Genomic DNA, 24,506 nt, shown 5'->3' with positions numbered 1-24,506 from the left:
AACTTACGTGTTTATTTCTAAATCACGAATATAATCTTCATATTCATAGAAAAATAATTCAAAAAGTCCCATTTTTTCATTAAAGAAGTCATAAATATCATTCCAAGTAGCTTTGTTATTGATACAAACATTTGTTTGTTCGATCCAAATACGACTTACAAGCTTTCCATTTTCTAAATAAAAGTTTTCTTCGAAGATAGCTTCAGGTAAATACTCTTCTAAAAGTATTGTTTTTAAAGACTCAATTTTTTGAAAATAAATAGTTCTTTTCTCTTCATCTTTATGTTCTATATCCAATAACACTTGTGCTTTTTTATTGTCAGCATAAAATTTAAATGCAAAGTCTTTAATCTTGGTATTGTGCAAAAGCCATTTACGAGGATAAACATCTGCAAATGTTATCCAAAACTCTCTTTTTATTCTTTGTGCTTCTTCTTTACTGAACATAGGTAATAAAATTGTAATTTTATAATACAAATAATTTGTAGCGCGAAGATATGACTTTTGAAACTTTTTTTCATCAAATACAAGCAATTAAAAGCACTGAGCTTCTTGGTATAGAGGCCCAAGAGGTTATGGTACCTACTGAAAGAAGACCGTATTTAGATGTAGAGAAATTTAAAGAGAGACATCCAAGAACCTCTGCTGTGATGATGCTTTTGTATCCTAAAGAAGGAGAAACTTCACTATTGTTGATTGAACGTGCAACTTATAAGGGAGTACATTCAGGCCAAGTTGGGTTTCCTGGAGGGAAATTTGAGAAGTCAGATGTAGATTTAGAAACTACGGCTTTGCGTGAGACAATGGAAGAGGTAGGGATTACAGCCAATCAAATTGAGGTAATTAAACCTTTTACACAAGTCTATATTCCTCCAAGTAATTTTATAGTACAACCTTTTTTAGGTGTATTAACCGAAACTCCGCTTATTATTCCAAGCGACTACGAGGTTGCAAATATTATAGAGATGCCTTTAAATACTCTATTAGACGACTCAATTGTTCAAAATGTATATCTACAGACGAGTTATGCCGATTATATCAATGTACCTGCTTTTGTGTATAATGACTATACTATTTGGGGAGCTACTGCTATGATGTTAAGTGAGTTAAAGGAGACAATTAAGCTGTCGATTTAAATTTAATTGCTTTTTTAACGTTATTTTACACATTTACAGCTATTTACTTTTGTAATTTTCTTTTTTTAGTCGTAATTCTGTACTAATTATAAGTATTTTAGGTTAGTCTATTCCAAAAGTTGTAAATTTGCAGTTCGCTTTAATGAGTGTTGAATATGGGATTGTTTAAAAGAAATCCATTTGGACATATATTGTTCTTAAAGAAATGGATTATTAGAGTATTTGGTTTTGCAACGCATCAACGCTTCAGAGGTTTCAATGATTTAAAGATAGAAGGATCTGAAGTACTGCGTAATTTACCAGATAGAAATGTTTTGTTTATATCTAATCACCAAACATATTTTGCAGACGTAGTGGCAATGTTTCACGTGTTTAATGCAAGTTTAAAAGGTCGTGACGATTCAATTAAAAACATTATGTACATCTGGCATCCTAAGTTAAATGTGTACTATGTAGCTGCGGCAGAAACAATGAAGTCGGGTATCTTACCTCGAATATTGTCGTATGTAGGAGCTATCACAGTAGATAGAACTTGGAGAAGTAAAGGTGTGGAATTAACAGAAAAGAAAAAGGTTAATAAGGATCAAGTAGAGAATATCCATACAGCTTTAGAAGATGGTTGGGTTATTACTTTTCCACAAGGAACTACTAAGTCGTTTAAACCAATTAGAAAGGGAACAGCTCATATTATCAAGAATTACAAGCCAGTGGTTGTACCAATTGTAATTGACGGTTTCAGAAGATCGTTTGATAAAAAAGGATTGTACCTGAAGAAAAAAGGTATTCTACAGTCAATGGTGATTAAAGAACCTTTGGAAATAGATTATGAAAACGATACAATTGATATGATCGTAGAGAAAGTTGAAATGGCTATTGAGCAACATCCTTCTTTCTTAAAGGTTATCCCTCAAGAGTTTTTAGAACAAGAACAGGAGTTGAATAAACTTCGTAGATATGAATAAAAAAAGACGAGCACATTGCTCGTCTTTTTTGTTTTAGGAACGTTTTATAAAGCTAACACTTGATTCATGAACTTCTCAACTTCTGGCGAATCGTAATCAACACCTCCTACGATGCGTTGTACTAAATTCCCCTTTTTGTCAAAAATTATAGTTGTTGGAACAGAAGTTCCTAAATAGTGTTCTGAGATATTACCTCCAGGAATGTATACTGGTACTGTGTACCTTTTCTTATCCATAAAGGCTTTTGATTTAGCGTATTGTGAGTCCACATCTACCATCATAAAGACAACGTCTTTTTTAGCAAACTTGTCTTTTAGGGCTTGAATGGATGGCATTTCCTTGATACAAGGAGGACACCACGTAGCCCAAAAGTTTACAAAGACAACTTTTCCTTGTAATGAACTTAGAGATACTTTTTTACCATCGCCATCTAAGAAAACAGCATCTACTTTAGAACTGTTAATCGTTGGAGGATTACCCTCTGCTACTGTTGCTGCGTAAGAAGTAAATGAGTGTGTACTCATTAAGGCAATTGCTCCGAAAGCAATTGCTTTTTTTACTGATTTAAAAATAGGTTTCATATTTTGCTGTTTTATATTTTACATAGCTACTTTACCTTCTTTCATTTCTTCTGAAGGTTTATTGATGATTAAATCGTCAAGGGCTAACTGCCCAAATACTTCTGTTATTGTATCTAATTGAGCACCCATTTTCACAGGTATTCTCTTTAAGTTTTGCTCTTTGTCTAAGGTTAGGACAAAAGTACCTGCTTGTGAACGCAAAATGCTTTTAGTGTTTACCCAATAAGTAGGATTATGGCGTTGTAAGTTTAACTGTACTTGAGCGTAATCTCCTCCTTTAAAATTCTTGTCTTTATTGTCAATATCAAACTCTAACGTCAATGAACGGTCTTGGTTGTTTAACAAGCCTGAAGTACGCGATAATTGTGTGTCAAACTTTTGACCTGGTGCGCCACTTACCGTAAAAGTAGCTGTCATTTCATCTGGAACAGCCGCTGCGTGTTTTTCTGGAATAGAAACCGTTAAGCGCAACTTTCCATTCTGTGCCATTGCGAATACAGGTTGAGCTCCGTTGTTTCCAACTAAAGACCCTGTAGACAAATATCTATCCGTAATGATTCCGTCAAACGGAGCTGTAATGCGTAAATAATCTTGTTGTTGATACGCTTGAGCAGTACTTGCTTTAGCAGATTCATAAGCTGCTTTAGCACTATTCATATTACTTTGTGCGCGTTCTAATTCGATTAAGGCAACAGCACCACTGGTTTTAGAAGCATCAACTAAACGCTCATAGACTTGTTTCGCAAGTAGGTAATCTGTGTGTACTTTTTGTTCGGCCGACTTGTCTGATAAATGGCGTTGATTTACTTCAGGAGCTTCTAATAGCGCTAATAATTGCCCTTTCTTTACTTGATCTCCACGGTCAACGTAAAGCGTTTTGATAAACCCAGAAACCTTTGAATACAAGGCTACCTGTTCATACGGTTTCATTTCACCGGGAACTGAAACGGTATAAGAAGGATTAATATGTTGAATAGGCGAAGTAGTAATGGCAACTTTAGCCGTTTCTGTTGTTGGTGTTGTAGTTTGCTGTTCTTCTTTAGACGAGCAAGCTGTTAGTAAAACTGAGAATGCAAGCACTGCTTTCACAGGGAATGAAAATGAAAAAGTTTTCATACTATATTGAAATTTTTGAGTCATTGTTAATTAGTTTCTACTTCGTAATATTTACTGTCTTTATCATCAGGGTCTAATGAAGGACCAACGATGCTTGACTTCGCCATCATAGAGGTAAAGAAATGAGGTAGCAACAACAGAATTGTGATTGTTGAAGCAATTAATCCTCCGATTACCGCTTGTCCTAATGGAGCTACTTGTTCTCCACCATCTCCAAGTCCTAACGACATTGGTAACATACCTGCAATCATCGCTGCTGCTGTCATTAAAATCGGGCGCAAACGAGATGAAGCCGCTAATCTTGCTGCGTTAACAGGGCGTAGGCGTACTTCTTTTCGGTAGTGTTCTGCTTGGTTAATCAAGAGAACAGCATTGGAAACAGAAACTCCAATCGACATAATGATTCCCATATACGACTGTAAGTTTAGCGTACTACTACTTAGGAATAGAACAATTAAACTACCTGTGATTACAGCTGGTAATACTGATAAAATAACTAACGGTAGGCGGAACGATTGATAGAAGGCAGATAACATCAAGTAAATTGTAATTACCGCTACTCCTAAACCGATTAATAAGTTGCCTAAGGTTTCGTCTAATAAATTAAGTGTACCTTCTGTCCAAACCATTGTACCTCTTGGTGCTTCTCCCACATTAGCAATGGCTTTTTTAACTGCTTTAGAAGCCGATCCTAAGTCTTTTTGATGAATATTAGCAATAATGGTAACATAGCGGTTTGGACCTTTACGGTTTACTTGAGCCGCTTCAGGAACGCGAGTAATTGTTGCCACATCGTCTAAAGTAGGGCGTAGGCTTCCTTTTTTCAAAGGCATAGCACGTAGTGTTTGTTCGCTATTCATATCTCCTTCCGGAATCTGAACTTGCACTTGGAATACCAATCCCGAATTAGGGTCAACCCATAAGTTTTTGTCAGTAAAACGTGTAGATGAAGTTGCTGTAGCTAAACTTTTAGTAACGTCTCTCATCGTCAAACCAAATTGTCCTAATAAATCCCTGTCCACTTCAATTTGTAAAGAAGGATAAGCAAGCGGTTCTGCTATGCGTATATCTCTTAAATAAGGAATTTGTTTTAACTCTGCTTCAATTTTCTTAGCGTGTCCCTCTGCCACTTTTATTTGGCGAGAACCTACTTTTACTTCAATCGGCGTCATAGCACCTTGTCCCATAATCTTTTCAACCAACTCCATCGGTTCAAAGTTGATTTGTACGTCAGGTCTGTTTGCTGCAACTAAAAGGCGAATCTTTTCTTTTAGTTCAACCATAGAACCAGTGTATATACTTTGGTCAACAGCTACTTGTAATACGGCTTCGTGAGAAGCATTTGTAAACAAGAAAATAGGGTTAATTGGCGTACCTGACGGTTGCATACCCACATAAGCTGAGGTAATAGACAACCCATTTTCAGGTAAGATAGACTTGATGTCACCAATGATATCCTTGACAATCCCCTCTGTTTTTTCTAAGCGACTTCCTTGTGGTGCTTCAATTCTAATTTGGAAATCTCCACTGTTAGACGTTGGCATAATATCCATTCCAATTACAGGCAATAACAGAGCTATAGCACCAATAGCAATGGCAACATACCCTATAAATAATACTCTTGAACGTTTATGTGAAACACGCACCACTTGCGAATAACGCAGTCTGAACTTCTCAAAAAACTTGCGTTGTCTTTTAGTCTTAGATTTGTAAACTTTCTTCAACTTGTTTTTCATCAACCAGTTTGCCAAAATAGGCACAAAAGTTTGAGAAGCTAAGAAAGAGAATATCATTGCAAAAGCTACTGCCATAGATAGAGGCATAAACATATCTCTTGGGATTCCCGCCATAATAAATGCTGGCGTTAATACAGCAAGAATACACAGTAAAATCAGTAATTTAGGAATAGATATTTCTAACAATGCATCTAAAATGGCTTTAGGCTTTCGCTTGCCCATTTCCATATGTTGGTGAATATTCTCAATGGTTACGGTGGCTTCATCGACGAGGATACCAATTGACAAGGCAAGACCACTCAAAGTCATAATGTTAATGGTCTGACCAAAGAAGTATAGCGTAGCAACCGCCGATAAAATAGCAACAGGAATGGTTAGAATTACGATTAACGCTCCACGTGGATCTCCTAAGAAAAGAAAAATCATTAGTCCTGTAAACAAAGCACCTAAAATACCTTCGTGAATTAAGTTTGTCAATGAACGCTCAATGTATTTCGATTGGTCAAATTCATAGCGAATACTCACGTCTTCTGGAAGGGTGTTTTTAAGCATTGGCAGCGACTCTTTCAAGTTGTTTACTACGTCAATTGTAGAGGCATCTGCCTTTTTGATAATAGGCAAGTAAACAGAACGAGAGCCGTTAATTAAAGCATACCCCGTTGTTTGGTCAGCCGCATCTTGTACATTAGCAACATCCTTGATATAGATTGTTCTACCGTCTTTATTCTTAATTGGTGTGTTTAAGAAAGTCTCTTGATTTTTGGCAATTGAGTTAATCGGCGCCATTAAGTTTTCTTCTCCAATGCGGATATTACCAGCAGGAGAAGGGTGGCTATTCTGTGTAATAGCAAGTGTTACTTCTTCTGGGTTTAAGCCATTTGCTTGCATTGCTTGTTGGTCTAAGCTAATTACAATCGAACGCACGTTTCCACCAAAAGGAGCAGGAGCTGTAACCCCAGGGATTTGCACAAACATTGGTCTAATGCGCGTTTGTACCATTGTTTGTAGTTCTGTGATAGAACGCTGAGAACTCTCAAAAACTAATTGTCCTACCGGTAGGGAACTACCGTCAAAACGCACCACCATAGGAGGTACCGCACCAGGAGGTAAGAATCCCATTGCACGCGACACTTGGGTAGAAACTTCTCCCGCAGCTTGTGCCATATCAGTACCAGGATAAAACGAAAGTTTCATCAACGTTAATCCTTGTACACTTTTAAAGTCAATATTTTGAACTCCCCCTACGAAAAGTAATACCTTTTGGAACTCATTAGCCATAAAACCATCCATATAAGCAGGCGATAGTCCACCATAAGGCATAGCAATGTAAATAGAAGGCAGTTCTATTTCAGGGAATATATCTACGTTTATTTTTTTAATTGCATTAACTGATAAAAAGCCCATTGCTAAAACGATAATCATAATCGCAATCGGTTTCCTCAATGCAAATCGAATAAGATTCATAGTAAGTTGAATTAAAGATTGTTGAAAAGAAATTGGAAATCAGTGGTCAATGTCGCTTGTGCTACCAATTGCAACCAGTACTGTTGAGATGCTTCTATATGCGTTTTCTCAGCTTGTTGCAATAGCGATTGAATCTGCAATAATTCGCTCAAAGCAATTAAACCACTTTTATAACGTGCTAAATACATTGTGTAAGCCTGATGTGCTTGCTCAATAGCCTGTTTTGTCTTTTGCAATTGCTTTTGTTGCTCATTGATTTTAGCGATGCTCGACGCCAATTGCGCTTGCATTTGTTGGCTGTATTGTTCCTTTTGAAAATCAACACTCTTAGCCATTTTAGCAAAGTTTTCTTGCTTGTGCTTATTCGTAAAAAGAGTTGTAAAGTTCCACGTTAGTCCAACACCAACCAGATAGTTATCTACGCTATTTGAGAAACCATCTTTCCAACGATCAGATACATAACCAGATTTGTCTATTCCAGACCCTCTAACAGCATATCCTCCTAAAACTTTGAAGGATGGTAATCCACTGCGAGCGATAGATTTACTTGAATGCATCAGTGATTCCGATTGATGTTCCAGTGATTGTAAGAAAGGGTGATTGTTTTCAATTGCTGTAGCAGGTTGATTTTCAATTGTAGAAAATGTTAGAAAACGCTCGGTTTCAATTGTATTCATTCCGCTTTCTTCCCCCGTTAGTTCAGCTAAGTGTATAAGCGAACTCTCCTTATTTCCTTGCCATAAGTCTTGCTGACTCAACGCTTGTAAATAAGAAGAATGTGCCAATAAACTATCAGCTTGTGGTTTCATTCCTGCTGCAGTTAAACTGGCAGTAATTCGTTGTACTTCATTAAGGCGATTGGTATTTTTCTGTGTCCAATCTAAGTTAGCCTCATTGTATAAAGTACGGATATAGCGAGTTGTCAGTTCCTTTTTGAGTTGAATAGCATAAGCCTCTTTATCAGCAATAGACTTATTTAAAGAAGCCTTCGTTGCTTTGGTAGCTTGTTTTTGTTTGCCAAAAGCAAATATTTCCCATTCCACAACAGCAGAACCAAAGGAGTTCATTGTATTATCTGCTCCGTCAAACGTATCAGGATTACCACTTACGTTAAAAAATCCAGGTTGAGGAAAGAAAGCACCATTGCTACCTTCAAACGAACCATAAGAGTTTTGTGCTTGAATGCGAAGTTGTGGTAACGCTTCCGTTTTAGAAGATTTATAATGATGTTGTGCAGCATCTACAGAGGCATTTTTAGCTTGTAGTCCCACATAGTTTTGTTCAGTTTTTTCCCACAAATCAATTAGTGAAAATTGAGGTGTATTTTGGGCGTACCCCCATTGAGAAGTAAGTGAAATCACTCCTACAATAGCGGTTGTAAAAAGGTGTTTTTTCATCATCAGGAAGATTTTGAAAAGGCTGTAAAAGCTTGATAGCCTTGATTAATTTGAAAAATTTAAGCATAGTAATGCTTACCCAATAGTGTGAATATTGCGTAGCTAAATCGTTGCTTTTAAATCAAATTCTAAAATTCTGATGTTGTATAAACAGAGGTAAGTTTCCTCTAAGCAGCGTATTGCTACTATACAGAGGGTGAACAGTGAAGTCTTTTAAAAACGCAAAGCCAAAAAAGAAGAAAACAAAAGTAGAGATAAGCAAGGCAACATAAGGGTTGCTGATATCTATACCTGCTTTTTGTATCACAATATCGCTATCAGCAGTGAATTGATTCTGACAATTCTCTGGGCTAAAAACAACTTTGTTACTGTGCTTTGGTTTATTGGGTTTAGTGCTTTGTTCAATAGAAGTTAAGTCATTTGTGCTAAGAGCAGAAATAGTAGCTTGAACAGTACACGAAGATAAAATAACCCACAAAAGACTAAATAGGGCAAAGAACCTTTGACCTTGAGATTTAATGTTATGTGAATTGATTTTTTTCATATTACGCAAACATATATGTTTCTGTTAATAGTTCAAAGGAATAAATGACAAAGATTTGTTAATAGCAAAAGAGGCTATGAATAGATGTTATGAGGTGTTTTAAAATAAAAAGAGGTAGTTTTTTGAGGTAAAAAGGTATGTTTTTCTGTTTTTTTGGTTAAAAAAATGTCTAAAAGTGCATTTTCTCTTGTTTATTAAGTGTAATAGAGGTGTTTTTAAAAATGATTTATATGACGTATTTATAGCCTTTAAGTCAGCAATAATAACGGCTTTAGCTATGTATTTGTTTAGGGTTTAATGTAGTTAAATAGGAACCTTGTTCGACACAAGTTCGACACAAGTTCGAGATTCCTTAGGAAAACGGTCGTTTTGTCGAAGGAGTGTGGTGGGAATGTGGTAGGAATGTAGTAGGAGTATCAAAGAAGATTTGAAGAATAATCGATTTATTTTAGTGTAAAGCGACTATATAATGAAGATAGTTTTCTAAAATTAGAGACTATAGTGTTGTTGCCGATAATAGATGTAGCAAAATTTATGAGGAGAGTAGTATAGGGAATTAAGTGGGTTTGAAAAAGTTTCATTTATAGTAAGTTGCATTAATGTAATAGGAAGATTACTTGGGAATTGTAGTATATTTATGGTTTTATTAAAAATTTGCAGAAACAATAGATATGGCACAAAAAGATATAAGATTAGAAGAAATTAAGGAGCTTTATGATCAATTGATAGTTGGTGACAAATTATTGGAGGCTAATGAAGAAGAGAAAGCTATTTTTTATGCAAAGAATCAAAGTTTGTCTGAACAGGTATTATCTATTGTAGAGGAGCTCTTGAGAGAAAATGCCTTAAATGTAGAGGCTCTGTTTTGGAAAATAAGTATTCACAATGGTCCATACTATGATGATGTCTCTGTAATACTTTCTACAGCACAAGAAATTATTGACAATGTGTCAAATGACAAAGAAGCTGTTTTTTCTGCTTACGACTTAATAGCGTGGTCGTATGAACATAAGTTAGAACTAAAAGAGAAAGCAATTGAAGTTTTACACGATAAGTTGATTGAAATTTCAAAGCTAAAAGATGATTATAGTTTACAAGATAAAGAGTTCGGAGATACATATTATAAAATAGCTTTCCTCTACAGAGAGTTGGAAGACTTTAGTACAGCAGAAGCTTTTTATAGAATGAGTTTTGAACACGCTCCAGATCATTATTACACAGGATTTCAAGGTGGTAATCTATTTCTTGAAAGAGGTAAGTATGGAGAAGCTTTTATTTATATGAATTCTTTTTATAATTTTCACAGTAATGCATATTGTAGCGTATTTGTAAAAGCAATAGAAGTAGAATATGAGGCAGGAAAAATAGACAACGAATGGGGATTACTGTATTTAATGTATGCTATTGCAGTTGACTATCCTACAGAATGTGGGTATAAAAATGTACGTGAGGTTGGTGCAAAGTATGCTTCATTAATTGAAAAAGGATTGGAAGAAAATCCTGATAATGCCTTTGCTTTACAGATGAAGGCAAAGTATTATTTAAGTGTAGAGAAGAATACCAAACGTGCTTTTGAGTATTTGCATCAGTATTTTGATCAAAATAAAAAGATAGAAGGACCTCTTTATTTTATATTTTACGAATTAGGAGAACGTTTAGGTATTGATATTCAAGAGTATGGGTATGAGTTAGATTGTGAAGGTTTTTTCGCATATAATTTAATGACTCTTTTTCTTGAGAAAGGAAGTGAGTATCGCGATAATGACGATATTGAAAAGGCTTTAGTTTACTATGAGAATGCGAGTAATATTGGAAAGTATGCAATTCCTCTTGCAGAAACTTATTTTGAAACTGGTGTTGGTAATAAAGTAAACAACAATAAACACGGGTATGCTTTGATATGCAATAATTTAGGGATAGTAAGTAAGAATATTGTACAGTTAACAGATGGGAATTATGCCGTTGAAGACTGTGTTGAAGCTTTACAATTGCATAGAAAAGGGTATAAAGCTGCTCCTTTTTGGGAAAATATGGAAAGCGGATTACGTTTGGCTGAATTGATGAAAGAGTATGATGAGGTTGAATATTTTGCTAATGAGTTATTAAGTTATTACGATGTATATAGTGCAACTTATGTAGCAATAAAAGGGAGAATCTTAAAAAACTATTTGAACGCAGGTAAATTTGAACAAGCTGAAGCATATTTTAAAGCGGTTCGTGTTGACTTTGAGTTAAAAGAGATAGAAGATGAAGACGTGGTTGCAGAGGTGATTTATATGGCAGCCGATATGTTTACATATCTGCGTTATGAATTAAAAGATTACCATAGTTCAATCGATATGACCGAAGCCTTTTTTAGTAAGTCTAAGTACGTAGAATTAAATGAAGAGGTAGCTAATATTAATTACTGGTTTAGTTTAGCTTGGGCTTATCACGGATTAGAAGATTTTGAAAAAGCATCAAAGTACTTTGATTTGATGAAGTCAAACTATGAACATAATGAGCGCTATAAAGGGACGCTTGAGGATATTCCGGCAGAGTATAATTTACCTAAAGAAGAGCGAGAAGCGTTGAATCGTTTATGGGTGTTTAATCGGCAAGAAGTTGAATCAATAACTAATTATCCTTTAGAAGATACATTTGGAAATGTAGCCCATTTAAATAAGATTGTTGATTATATAACAGGAGGACGTCAAATAAGAGTAGAAGGTTGGTTAAGTGATGATGTAAATTTGAAGGTAGTCCCAAGAGTACAGCGAAAGGATATTAAGGAAGAAGTTTTTGATACTTCTTTAGATTTCTATTTCCAAAAGGAAAATATTACGATTCGCTTCAATATTGATGAGCGCAATGAACAGATTAAGTCATTTTTTGGGTTAAAGTCAAAAAATGTATGGAAAAAGGAGATGTATGTCTATTATTACTTTTATAAGGAAGGAGAGACAGCATCGAATGATTTTGATGTATTTGGCAATGGCAATAAAGAGTTAGATGGCAAGGCTCAGTTATTTTGGAATGCATTCGTCAGTAAATATTACCAATTAAATAAATAATAAGTAATGATATAAAATCCCAAACAATTTTGTTTGGGATTTTTTGTTTTTAGTCACTAAGCAAAGGAAAATAAAAGGCTTACAAAAAAAAACGCGTAGTGTTTTATTTTTTTTATAAATGTCTGGATTGGAAACAAGAGATTAAACAGTTTAAACTTGCATATTTAACATAGCTAAGAAGAGTGTAAATTATGTTATCATAAAGTAAAATGAAATATTTTAAACTTTATGATTATTGTGTAAAGCTTAGTTTATTAAGTTAATTAATGAATTAATTACAATCTATTTATTATAGTTAGTAGTTTTTGGTATTAAAAGGTAGGTTTGTTTATGTGGTAATGTTCACAAAATGTAGTACTTTGCTATAGCATTCTTCAGGAAATGTGACTTTTTGTGATAAACATTGTCTAAAATGGGACTGAAGAGGCAGGTTGCTAAGAGGTAGATAACAAAAAAACGGAAAATATGCCTAAATATAACAGTATGATTATTTAAAAAATGATATTTATCATATGTTGTATTTGAAGTTTGTTTTAGTTAAAAAGAAGAGTTTGTGACAATTTACGAATTGATTATTGTTAAAATCGCTTATTTTGACTTATAAATATGTTTATTATATACTATTTAATAAATAATATTTAATATAAAACGGCTTTTAGGTTGTTTAATGTTGCGTATCTTTTTCATTTATATGGGATTTTCGCAAATCTAACGTTGATATGTTAAAAACACTTTTAGAATTAGAAATAAGTAATAATTTTGCAGAGCTTTTTAAAATAATTAGAATATGCGAATATTCTAAATATAAGTCCCCACTTAATAAAGCGACACATAGCATAACGAAGTTGTGCTTTGTTGTATCGTTGTGAGGATTTATGATTGTAAAGCAAGCTATAATTCTCACAATGATATGACTGTATTAAACAAAATAAATAGCGTTTTAATCGAGAAAACTAACTTCTTAAAGTTAGTAGGTCTTGTATTAGTTGTTTCTGTTATTCAGTTACTATTTGCTATTTTTGGATTTTCTATCACTTTTATCTGGTTAACTATTCCACTGTTTTATATTTATACAAAATATGAAACAATAGAAAAAAGCAAATTGTGGAAAGAATTAGTTGCTCATTACATTGTAACAATTCTTGTAATGGGAGTGCCATTTAGTGATGATAACTATTATTTTGAAATAGTTAATCTTCCTTATTTAATGTTTTATTCTTTTGCGATCTATACTAATTTAGTTGCAAAGAGAGAACATAGTTTTTCAAATCAAACAATCAATTTTATCGGCGTATTTAGTTTTTACTTATTCATAAGTATTTTTGTACTAAGCTTTTTAACTGTAATGGAATTGACAGGAAGTCGTTTCACTGTTAAGGGGGAGTTTGTAAACAAAGGATTAGTTTTCTTTATGAGTTTGTTTTCTTTGGTAAGCTATTTGAGTTTTACGAATCAAGAAATGGTTCAGGATATGGGAGCTTTATTAAATGATAATATCGCAAGTAGCACTGAAGAGGCTGTTTCTGATTTTGAAATAAAAGAGAAAAAAATTATAAGTTTCTTTAATAACAATAAAGGTTTTTTAGAAACATCGTTTTCATTAGAACAATTAGCTAAAGAAGTAGGGTTAAGTAAACAAGAAGTTTCTGAGGTTATTAATCAGAACCTAAATTCGAGCTTTTACCAGCTTTTAGCTAAGTATAGAATAGAATATGCTAAATCATTATTGATGAGGGATAAAAACCTTACTATCGACGCTGTAGTTGATGAATGTGGGTTCTGTTCGAAATCAACATTTAATAAATATTTTAAAATGTACGTTGGGCAAACACCTTCTGTTTTTAGAAGCCAAGTGGCATAGGGCGTAATTGATGTAAATGGAGGAATCGTATTTATATATAATTATTTTAGCAGCGGCAATAATATTGTTGTCAATCTCCTATTTCATTAATAGTAGTTTAGTAGCAAGACCTAAGTCAAGAAGACTTGCCAATGGTTTTTTAGTTTTGTTTACTATTCATTGCTCAATAATTATTTTAACAAGATTCTTCTACAATGATTATGTCTTTGTTTATTTAGGATTGCCTTTGAGTCTATTTTACGGACCTTTTTTGTATATCAGTTTAAATGCAATGACAAAAGGGAAGGAAGGTGACTATGTAGTTGGATTTTCAAATTCACTTTTGCACTTTATTCCGGGTATTGTTTTTTTCTTGATTTATGTACAATCTATTTTTATGATTGATAAACTAAGTGTTCCTTATTTAGTTTATTATTATTTAGTATTGTATGTTACGCAGGCAATTCAATTTATGGGATATGCTTTGTACTGTTACGTTCAAGTAGGGAAAGTGACATTAGAAAACCAATCTCGCCTATTAATTTTGAGAATTGTTTGGATTCTTATTTTTATGGCAATGATTTTTATAGGATTAGTTTCTTATAATGCTATTCCAAACAACGATCAGAATATTATTTATATAGGAATGTTCTGTTATTCATTGACTATTTTTCAATACTATGTTCAGCGATTGAAAAATTCTAAAATAGTAGAACACGGAGTTGAGGTTGAGGTTGTTGAAAAAGTAGAGGATACTGCTCCTGTTGTAGAAGTAGTACAGAAATATGAAAAGTCTAAAGTAAATGGAGAACATTTAGAAGACTATAAAGCTTTAGTAGAGAAAGTGATTATTGGTGATAAGTTTTATTTAGATTCTGGTTGTTCTTTAGAACGCTTGGAGAAAATGACAAAAATATCAAAACACCATCTTTCTCAGTTCTTTGCTTTACAATATAACTCACATTTCAATGCGCATATTAATAAGTTGCGTGTGGAATTTGCAAAAAAAGTTTTAAAAGAAAGAAATAATGAAATTACTGTTACTGAATTAGGAGAGTTAAGTGGATTTAATTCGCGCACTTCTTTTTTCAGAGCATTTAAAAAATTCGAAGGGGTTTCTCCTTCTGAATTTATAGAAGAGCAATTACGATTGAACAACAAATAACAACAGATTACCGGAGTTCTAAAGCCACGAACTCCAACAACAACTTAAAAAATCACATCATTTAGCCAATGCATGTGATTTTTTTTTGCTTTATACTGAGTTGTTTTGTTGATAAGTAGCTTTAAATCAATTAGGTATATGTAAAGGTTGATAGTTTTTTAGCTGCACGATTGGTTGCTCTTTCTTTGTAATCATAATCTTAATTTACATTTAAAGGCAATTAGGTCGTAATTAAGTCGTAATTGAGTCGTAATTAGTTCGCTAAAAAGGCTTTTAGGTGAGGTAATTACGAGCTATTTACGGCCTAATTGCGAGTTAATCACCTGTGAGGTATGTTTTTTGTGTTGTAAATCAGGTGTTTACGTAATCTTAATAGGTGGTAAAATATGTAATTTCTATCTGTAGTATATACAGTAACTGCTGCTATTGGTTTTATATGTGGTGTTTTTTTTCTTTTTTACTATTGCTAAGGTAAGGGGTGCTATATTTTGGATCTAATTTTTGTTGTGTTAGTTAGATAGGGTAGGTGCATTAGCTTGTCTTTTTATTGGAGTTTACTTTTTAGCACTATAATCTATCTGTTTTTTGTATTGTTTGGGACAAGAAAACCGCTGTTTTTTAAAGATTTTGTGTTCAACTTTACTACTACCTCGCGTTTTCGTGCGTTTTTTATACCAATAGGTGTATTTTTTATACCGCTGTTTTATATTTTTTATCAGTTTTATTGGTGTTTTTATCATTCAAACTTATTTTTTCTTCCATCTAAAGTAATTTTTTTCACTGCTTTTTTACGTTAGTAGTTTAAGGTATATTTTTCGATTAATTAAATGATTTTTAAGCGGTTTTTTCAAGTAAAAGTACGCCTGTAGATGATGTCTTAAATCGGCTGTATTCGTTTTTTACAATATATAGTAGAATATATACTAAAAGGCTGATTAGTAGTACTCTGTTACAGGGATTGAGGCGTGTTTCATATTATTGGGAGGTATGACGTACTAAGAAAACGCAACCTTTACTACGTTAATTATCAACACTTTTGCAGTGTTAAATCGGATGTACATATAATGATGTCAGCCAGTTTAAAAACAACAAAAAAAATAGTTTAAAATATGAAAAGAAAATTATTTACAAAGGTGCTGCTAACATTAACCATGCTATTTGGGTTAAGTGGAGTAGCGAATGCACAAGTTGATCCTAAAGTAGAAGCTCAAGTAAAAGAGCAATCTGCAAAAGAGTTGAAACTAATTAAAGATTACTTGAAATTGGAGGATACAGGATTAGAGAAATTAGAAGAGATTTTGGTCTATAAGAATTTTTATTTATTAGAAAATGATTTAAAAGAAGGTCGCACGATTTGGACATTACGTTATGATTATTTGAATAAAGTTGGTGATTATTTTTTTCGAAAAGGTAGAAAAGATCTTTATGAGAAGTTTTTATTAAACGAATTATTGCTTGAACAATTAAATTTAAATGTTTTAAATAAGGTTGAGAATGATAAATAATATAAGAAAGAAGGTTGTATATCTATTAAGCATATTTATAACTTTATTTAGTTATAGTTATTCTAATGCTCAGGATCTTGAGCCAGCTGTGATTACTAATAGTTTTCCAACTGTGAAAGCAATATTAGACTCTTTGAATGGTGGGGGATTAACTTTATCTAATCCTGTTTTAAAGGCAGGTGAAATAGGTTATACTAAAAATAATAAAAAAGGATCTCAGGTTGTTATTTTTAGTGGTGGTAAAAAAGCTAATTTAGGAATGGAAAAAGGAGTTTTGTTTTCTACAGGTAATGCTATTTCTGATATAAATTCTCGAAATAATAACTTAAGAGTTTCCGATGCTGTTACTACATATTATAATGAGTCTACTGGAAAGTGGGTTGATATTTTAACCTACGATAAAGATTTACAAGGTATTTATGAAGGGGCTACTCGAAATGCTGTTATTTTAACATTTGAAGTAACATTGGAAAAACATACTTCTGCTTTGCGTGTAGCATTTCAATTTGGATCAGAAGAATATCCTAACTATGTAGGATCACAGTATAATGATGCTTTTGGATTCTTTGTTTCGGGTCCAGGAATTGAAGGTACAGTAAATATGGCTCGTAATCCATATAACCAAAATACTATCAGTGTTAATACTATTAATGGTGGTTTTATTGGTTCATCAGGTCAACCGATGGATGGTATAGATTTACGAAATTCACAGCACTATATAAACAATGGTCATATAACTAGTACTCATAGTGAATTTTATAGATATGATAATTATAATAACCCTGTGTATTATGATAAAGTATATAATAATAATGAATATAATTCGAATAATAACTTATACAAGCCAGTGTATATTGAATATAATGGATTAACGAAGCTAATTACTTATGACTTAACAGGACTTCAAGGAGGAAAAACGTATAAGTTTAAGATTGCGATTGCTGATTCAGGTGATACTCAATACGACTCAGGAGTAATCATTCAAAAAATACAAGGAACAACGGGTGCTGATTTAAAGATAGAAAAAACAGTTGATAATATGACTCCTAATGTTGGAGATACTGTTGAATTTACCTTAACAGCTACTAATACTGGACCTTATCTTGGACATAATGTTAGAATAGAGGATATCCTACCAAGCGGATATGAATTTATTAGTGCTGTTTCATCAAAAAAAGATGCTGATTATGATCCAAAAACTGGTTTGTGGGCGTTTGAAACAATAGAAGCGATTCATGAAGTAGCTACTTTAAAAATTAAAGCTAAGGTGTTACCAACTGGTGTTTACACGAATAAAGTTAAGATAACATCAGACGAACCTGATCCAGATCCAACTAATAATGAGGATGAAGTAACTCCAGATGTACAGAGACCTGCAGGTATTGATTTAGTTAAAATAGGAAAGGTAGATGATACAGTAGATGGAACTTATGGTAATGGAGTTATCAACTATACTTTTACAATTACAAATATTGGTGATGTTCCTTTAAACGATATTCGCTTAGTGGATACGAAATTACCTGTCGGTACTGTATATAATTATACAGGTGATACAAATGGTAATGGTTTATTAGATACGGATGAATTTTGGACTGGGACAGCTACTTATCATATAACAGATGCTGATACAGACGCTGAGAAAGTTGAAAATAGAGCTACTGTTTATGGAACATCTCCAAAAGATGTTGAAGTTTCTGCAGAATCAAGTGATGAGCAAGGAAAGAAACAGCCAACAATCACAATAGTAGAAGGTGGTGGACCTTTAATGACTAACCCACACATTTATCACAAAGTACAATAATTTTAATTAAGACGTTTAAGACACAAAAATATATCGTTATGAAAAAAAGATTACTTTCAGTTGCTTTCTTAATGGGAGCTATGGCAGCAAATGCACAGGTTGGTATTGGAGTTAAAGATCCTAACTTATCTGCTGAGTTAACAGTAAGTGCTCCAAATAGAGGTTTGTTGATTCCAAATGTGAAATTAACAGATACTAAAGATATAACAACAATTACAAATAAAAACGTAGAGAGTCTTTTAGTTTATAATATCGCTACAGTAAAGGATGTAACTCCAGGATATTACTATTGGCATATTAATAGATGGGCTCGTTTAACAGCTGATCAAGATATTCCTCAAATTGTAGTGAACAAATTTGAAGAGATCCTTAAAATGGATGGAGATAAGGTAACTACACTTATTAAAAATTTAATTAAGGGAAATGAAACTTTAACTGTATTAGCTTATAATCCTACAACAGGAACTTTAACATATACAGATGAGAAAAAACAACCTACTACTGTAGATATTAAAGCAGCTGTTAAAAGTTTTGAAACAGTAACTTCTATTGCTACAGATGCAGTTGCAGGTACAATCACATTTAAAGACGAAGCAGGTAAATCAACTGTTTTGAACTTAAAAGAATTAGTAGAAGCACACGAAACAGTTACCGTTCTAACGCGTGTAGCTCCTGGTAAATATATATACAAAAACGAAGCAGGTACTAATAAGGAAATCAACGTAATAGGTGATATTACTGAGGTGATTAAAAATAAGACTGACCAAGATTTATACAATGTATTAAAGAATATTGTTAAAGTAGAAGAAACTTTAACTAAGTTAATTTATAATGCACCCCAGAAACAATTAACTTATACAGACGAAAAGGCTGTTGCTCATAATATTGATGTAGAGAAGTTAGTTCAAGATAATCAAATTATATCTGAGTTAAGTGCTGGGAAGAATATCTCAGTTACTCAAGTTCAGAATGGAAATAAAATTACATATACATTAGATGTACCTACTGCTACTAAAGACGTTCCAGGTGTTGTAAAACCAGGAAGTGGATTAGATATAGATGCAGATGGTAATTTGACTGTAAACTTAGGTTCTGCTTTAAACGGTAAAGATTTAGTAGGTAATAATATTATTGTTGTTACTGATGGTACAGGAGCTGTTTTAAAAGAAACTAAATTATCTGTAAACGAAAAAGAAATTAAGTTAGAGAACTTAGGAGGAACATTAAACTTGACTCAACTTCAAAATGGAAAAGCAGGTGATGTTTTAGTTGTGAATGAGAATGGTGAAGTAGAATGGTCTGCAAAAGAAGCAATTACTACAAACAAATTAGAGTTAGTAGGTAGTGAATTAGTATCAACTGTTAATGGTGTTGGATCAAAACAAACATTAGAGGATAAGTTGACTACTGAAATGTTACAAAACAAATCAGTTACTGCTGAAAAGTTAGGAGCTACTCCAGCTGAACAAGGGAAAGTACCTGTAGTTCAGAAAGATGGTTCTGTAGTTTATGGAAATGTATCTTCTGATAATGTAGATGGAAAAGCGTTAAAGTCTGCTAATGATTTGATGACAGTTTCTTTAGAGGCTGGTGTAGTGTTAAAAGACGTTACATTAACTGTAAATCAAGGAAACTTTGACTTAGCTCAAATAGGTGGAACTTTAAAGTTAACGCAACTTGAAAAAGGAAAAGATGGTGAGGTTTTAGTAACAGACAAAGACGGAACTGTTAAATGGGTAAAAGGTGATAACCAAGTTATCAAAGAGATGGTAAAAGCGAATGAGACTGTTACTACTTTAGTTGATAACGGTAATGGTACTTTTACTTACCACAATGAGGATGATTATGATGTTGACGGAAAGTTAATTCCTGGAAAAGATGGAATTACTTTTAATGCTAACACATTGGAAATAGAAGTGGCTGATGGAGTTTATACTTTTATTGATGGTAATGGTGAATTAGCAAAAATAGATACAAAAGCAAAAGCTTCTTCATACGATAATTCAAATTCGGGATTAAAATCAGAAAACGTACAAGATGCTATTGACGAATTGATTAAAAAGGTTGGTGTTGTTGCTAATACAAAAGGTAGCTTAACATCTACTGATATTACTGTAGGTAATGGTACTGATGCTTTATTAAAAGATGTCACTTTGGCTATTGCTGATGGTGCAGTTACAACTGATAAAATTAAAGACGGTGCTGTAACTACAGAAAAAATCAAAGCAGGAAAAGATGGTGAGGTTTTAGTTACTGTAACTGAAAATGGTACAGAAATAACTAAATGGGTTCCTAAAGATACTGTTGTGAAGTCAGTAGAAACAGTTACTCAATTGGTTGAAAATGCAAATGGAACATTTACGTACTATAACGAAAGTCAGATTGGTGAGGATGGAAAACCTAAAGCAGATGCTAAAGGAGTTGAAATCGATCCAGCTTTAGTGAATGTTGAAAAACAAGGAGATTCTTATGTTTTCACTGATTCAAAAGGTACTACAATTGCGACTATTAAATTTGCAGCTGGAGATATTTCATATACTAATACTAAATTAGGAGATACTACTACAGTAGGTGGTGCTATTGATAAATTAGTAGAAAGAATTGAGGCTATTGAAGCAAAAAGAGCTGATTTAAGTACAGATGGAATTATCTTAGTTAATGATAGTGATAAATTAGCAAAATCTGTATTAGAAGCTGCTACTTTATCTATCAAAGCAGGAGGAATCACTGAGAAAGAATTAGGAGAAAACTCTGTAACTACAGAAAAAATCAAAGCAGGAAAAGATGGTGAGGTTTTAGTTACTGTAACTGAAAATGGTACAGAAATAACTAAATGGGTTCCTAAAAAAGATGCTACTTCTAATGAGTTAGAATTAGATGGAAATAAATTAGTATCTACAGTTAATGGAAAAGAAGCTTCAGTTGATTTAACAGATAAGATTTCAAATGAAATGTTGAAAGACGGATCTGTATCAGCTGATAAGATGACTTCATTCACAGAAGGTAATGGAACAACTAATCCAGTAGAAAAAGGAGCAGTACCTGTTGCTGATGGTAAAGGTGGTGTTAGCTATGAAAAAGTTTCAGGAGAGACTTTAAATGGTAATGCATTAACTTCTGGATCTATTAAAGTATTTGGAGGAGAAAAAGCATTGTTAGATGCTACAATTATTGAGGTTTTAGGAGGAGAGAAAGATGGTCAAGTTTTAGTAACTAAAACAAAAGAGATTGTAGTTGGTAAAAATTCTGATGGAACTGATAAAAAAGAGACTCATAAAGTTACAGAATGGGTTGATGCTTCAGATTTAGGAAATACTGTTATTGTAAGTAATGGTCTTACTAAAAATGGAAACGAGATTGAATTAGGAGGAGATTTAACTAAGCCTACAGTTATCAAAGCAACAGAAGCAAATTCTTTAGCTATTGAAGGAATGAAAGACTTAGGAGATAAAGTAGATTCTACTTCTGATAAGTTAGTTGTTGCTGGTAAAGACGGAGTTTTAAAACAAACTTCAATTAAAGATATTATTGGTGATGCAATTGATAATGGAGCGAATGGTGGTGAAGAAATTAAAGCTAAAGCTTTAAAAGGTGATGGAATTACTGTTACAGCTGGAGATATAGCAGGTACAGATTCTGCGGTTGCTAATTCATTATTAAAAGACGTTACTTTAGGAATTGCTGAAAATGCAATTACATCTGATAAAATTAAAGATGGTGCTGTAACTACTGATAAAATTGAGGCAGGAAAAGATGGTGAGGTTTTAGTTACTGTTAAAGATGATAAAGGTAATGCGGTAACTAAATGGGTTCCTAAAGATGCTACTTCTAATGAGTTAAAATTAGATGGAAATACATTAGTATCTACAGTTAACGGAGTTGAATCTAACGTTGATTTAACAGATAAGATTTCAAAGGAAATGTTGAAAGAAGGATCTGTTACTAAAGAAAAAATCAATAAAGATGTAGCTGGAGAAGGATTGACTAAAAATGAGAATACAGGAGCTTTAGATGTTGATTTTGATAAAGTTAAAGAAGAATTAGCTAAAGGGAATGTTACTTCTAAAACAATCGTTGTAACAGGTGGAGATAAATCTACTTTTAAAAACGTAGAATTAGAAATCAAAGCAGGTGAAAATGCTGGAGATGTTTTAGTAACTTCAAAAGATCCTTTAAAAGATGATAAAGGAGAAGTAGTGAAAGATGAAAATGGTAAACCAGTTTACAAAACAGAATGGATTACTAAAAAAGAAGCTACTACTAATGAGTTAAAATTAGATGGAAATAAGTTAATTTCTACTGTTAACGGAAAAGAAGCTTCAGTTGAATTAACTGATGCGAATATTGCTTCTACTAAAGGAATCAAAGGAGAAGGAATTACAGTTGTAGGTGGTGAGAATTCAACATTGAAAGATGTTACTTTATCTATTACAGCGGGTGAGAAAGAAGGAGATGTTTTAGTTACTAAAGTAGATGGTGAAGGAAACAAAACTACAGAGTGGAAAACTCCTGAAGTTGTTGCTACTACTAATGAGTTAAGTTCTACTGAAAACACAATGACTTCAAATGTTAATGGTATTTCTAAGTCAGCTAAAATTATTAACTCAGTTGAAAATTCTTTAGATAACGACAATAAGTTGGTTACTACTGTAAATGGTGTTCCTGGAGAAGGTTTAGATTTAACTCAAGCTATCGTTGCAGGACAAGAAAAAACAGAAGTAGCTGCAGGTCATGCTGTAACTGTAACTTCTAACACAATAGGTAAAACGACTACTTATACAGTGGCAGTAAAAGATGCAGAAGTAAATGCTACAGCTACTGAATTAGATGGTGATGTTACAGGAACTGCAGGTGCTAATACAATCTCTCAATTGCAAGGGAATCCTATTGATGCAAAGAATCCAGCAGGCGGAAATGTATTAGTATTCGAAGGAGGAAAGTGGATTAACAAAACTCCAGTTATTGATGCAGGAAATGTGACTAATGGGAAAGCATTAACTTCAGGACAGAATACAATTTCTATCACTGGAGAAGGATCTACTGCTTTGTTAAAAGATGTACAGATTGATGTTGCTAATGGAGCTATTACTTCTGATAAATTAGGTAAAGATGCTGTAACTTCTGATAAAATTAAAGATGGTGCAGTTACACCAGGTAAATTAGAAGCAGGAAAAGATGGTGAAGTACTTACAACTACAGAGACAAAAGATAGCGAAGGTAAAACTATAACAACTGTAGAGTGGAAAAAACCAGTTATTGAAGCAGGAGATGTGACTAAAGGAGGAAACTTAACTTCAAAATCAGAAAATTTATTAACTGTTACTAATGGAAATGGTACTGTTTTACAAAATGTTTCTTTAACTGTTAATGAAAGTGCGTTTGATATTTCTAATATGAAAGGGAACTTAACTGTTAACAGACTTGAAGCAGGAAATGAAGGACAAGTTCTTGAAACAGTTAAAGAAGGAGAGAACGAAGTTGTTAAATGGGTAGATAAATCAAAACCTACAGTAGTTAATGGAGGTAATAGTACTACAAGTAATGTAATTGTTACACCTGGTACTAATGGTAAAGAAAATGAATACACTGTAGATGTGAAAGCAGCTATGCCTAAAGTATTCTATATGCCACCAGTAATGTTTGATACTTCAAAAACAGGAACAGGTAAAACAAGAAACTTGTACGAAGAGTATAAAGCAATGTTTACAGGAACAGGAGCAGTTGTAGAAACACCAATAGTTGGAGATAGACCAGCAATGGTTAAGTCTGATGTTAATGCTACAATTCCAGTATTTGCAGCAAGCGAATTAGATTTCTTTGTTCCTTATTATGATCCAGCAGTTTTTGCTAATGTGAAGATTGATGCGACAGGTAAGTTAACTTACGATATTATCAAGAAAGCAAAATACGGTGCATTTATGACTGTAGTATTTGTTGTGAATAATAAATAAGAAAAGTTAATCGTGTTAGTCTTCGGGCTAACACGGTTTCTTTAAAAATAAGAGTTTGAAATTATACTACGTGCCGTAGATTAAGTTATAAAGTTGTATTCTAAATAAGGGATTATAACAATTAATAGCATAATAACAAGGTGTTTTAAGTAAATATGGTACAATAGTTGCTATATGACTTATGCCTAAGGCTGTGATTCGAGAAGTTTAAATTCTTAAACCTTTGATAATAAGAATGTTTTACTGTATTCTGTC

Annotated in this window: 14 protein-coding genes; 8 read left to right on the top strand and 6 right to left on the bottom strand. The window is 33.2% G+C overall.

The window, feature by feature from the left end; genetic code table 11:
• Window positions 1-3: 3 nt before the first annotated feature.
• On the bottom strand, window positions 4-447 hold the full coding sequence (locus tag AABL81_RS10355) for a DUF4268 domain-containing protein (RefSeq protein WP_158209176.1): 444 nt from the start codon (window positions 445-447) through the stop codon (window positions 4-6).
• A 50-nt stretch (window positions 448-497) separates the two neighbouring features.
• Here AABL81_RS10355 and AABL81_RS10350 point away from each other — a divergent pair, with 50 nt between their 5' ends.
• Both AABL81_RS10350 and AABL81_RS10345 read left to right on the top strand, forming a co-directional pair.
• Window positions 498-1,136, top strand: a complete 639-nt coding sequence (locus tag AABL81_RS10350; protein ID WP_158209175.1) for an NUDIX hydrolase — start codon at window positions 498-500, stop codon at window positions 1,134-1,136.
• 155 nt (window positions 1,137-1,291) lie between these two features.
• On the top strand, window positions 1,292-2,098 hold the full coding sequence (locus tag AABL81_RS10345; RefSeq protein ID WP_158209174.1) for a lysophospholipid acyltransferase family protein: 807 nt from the start codon (window positions 1,292-1,294) through the stop codon (window positions 2,096-2,098).
• Between the two features lie 44 nt (window positions 2,099-2,142).
• Here the strand turns inward: AABL81_RS10345 and AABL81_RS10340 are convergent, their stop codons facing one another.
• From AABL81_RS10340 to AABL81_RS10320, 5 genes are all read right to left on the bottom strand, one after another.
• Window positions 2,143-2,679 carry a TlpA family protein disulfide reductase gene (locus AABL81_RS10340; RefSeq protein ID WP_341340984.1) on the bottom strand — a complete coding sequence of 179 codons (537 nt, stop codon included), beginning with the start codon at window positions 2,677-2,679 and terminating at the stop codon, window positions 2,143-2,145.
• Window positions 2,680-2,697: 18 nt separating this feature from the next.
• Window positions 2,698-3,795 carry an efflux RND transporter periplasmic adaptor subunit gene (locus AABL81_RS10335; protein WP_341340983.1) on the bottom strand — a complete coding sequence of 366 codons (1,098 nt, stop codon included), beginning with the start codon at window positions 3,793-3,795 and terminating at the stop codon, window positions 2,698-2,700.
• Window positions 3,796-3,821: 26 nt separating this feature from the next.
• Window positions 3,822-6,995, bottom strand: coding sequence for an efflux RND transporter permease subunit (locus tag AABL81_RS10330; protein WP_341340982.1), 3,174 nt, complete (start codon window positions 6,993-6,995; stop codon window positions 3,822-3,824).
• An 11-nt stretch (window positions 6,996-7,006) separates the two neighbouring features.
• Complete coding sequence (locus AABL81_RS10325; protein WP_341340981.1) at window positions 7,007-8,392, bottom strand: TolC family protein; 1,386 nt, start codon at window positions 8,390-8,392, stop codon at window positions 7,007-7,009.
• A 121-nt stretch (window positions 8,393-8,513) separates the two neighbouring features.
• Window positions 8,514-8,936, bottom strand: a complete 423-nt coding sequence (locus AABL81_RS10320) for a hypothetical protein (RefSeq protein WP_341340980.1) — start codon at window positions 8,934-8,936, stop codon at window positions 8,514-8,516.
• A 671-nt stretch (window positions 8,937-9,607) separates the two neighbouring features.
• Here AABL81_RS10320 and AABL81_RS10315 point away from each other — a divergent pair.
• The 6 genes from AABL81_RS10315 to AABL81_RS10290 all read left to right on the top strand — a co-directional run bounded on the left by AABL81_RS10315 (window position 9,608) and on the right by AABL81_RS10290 (window position 24,251).
• On the top strand, window positions 9,608-11,989 hold the full coding sequence (locus AABL81_RS10315; RefSeq protein ID WP_341340979.1) for a hypothetical protein: 2,382 nt from the start codon (window positions 9,608-9,610) through the stop codon (window positions 11,987-11,989).
• A gap of 910 nt (window positions 11,990-12,899) precedes the next feature.
• Window positions 12,900-13,850, top strand: coding sequence for a helix-turn-helix domain-containing protein (locus tag AABL81_RS10310; RefSeq protein WP_341340978.1), 951 nt, complete (start codon window positions 12,900-12,902; stop codon window positions 13,848-13,850).
• A 16-nt stretch (window positions 13,851-13,866) separates the two neighbouring features.
• Entirely contained in the window at window positions 13,867-14,994 is a 1,128-nt protein-coding gene (locus AABL81_RS10305; protein WP_341340977.1) for a helix-turn-helix domain-containing protein, read from the top strand.
• 1,109 nt (window positions 14,995-16,103) lie between these two features.
• Window positions 16,104-16,499 (top strand): hypothetical protein, encoded by a 396-nt coding sequence (locus AABL81_RS10300; RefSeq protein ID WP_341340976.1) that lies wholly within the window; start codon window positions 16,104-16,106, stop codon window positions 16,497-16,499.
• A complete protein-coding gene (locus AABL81_RS10295; RefSeq protein ID WP_341340975.1) occupies window positions 16,489-18,300 on the top strand; it encodes a DUF11 domain-containing protein in 1,812 nt (603 codons plus the stop codon). The genes AABL81_RS10300 and AABL81_RS10295 overlap by 11 nt, the downstream gene beginning before the upstream one ends.
• A gap of 38 nt (window positions 18,301-18,338) precedes the next feature.
• Window positions 18,339-24,251: a hypothetical protein gene (locus AABL81_RS10290; RefSeq protein WP_341340974.1), complete on the top strand. Its 5,913-nt coding sequence runs from the start codon at window positions 18,339-18,341 to the stop codon at window positions 24,249-24,251.
• Window positions 24,252-24,506: the final 255 nt, after the last annotated feature.

The sequence above is a fragment of the Myroides sp. C1519 genome (assembly GCF_038039755.1).
GTDB classification, from domain to species: Bacteria; Bacteroidota; Bacteroidia; order Flavobacteriales; family Flavobacteriaceae; genus Flavobacterium; species Flavobacterium phaeum_A.
This window is presented reverse-complemented; position numbering and strand designations above follow the sequence as displayed.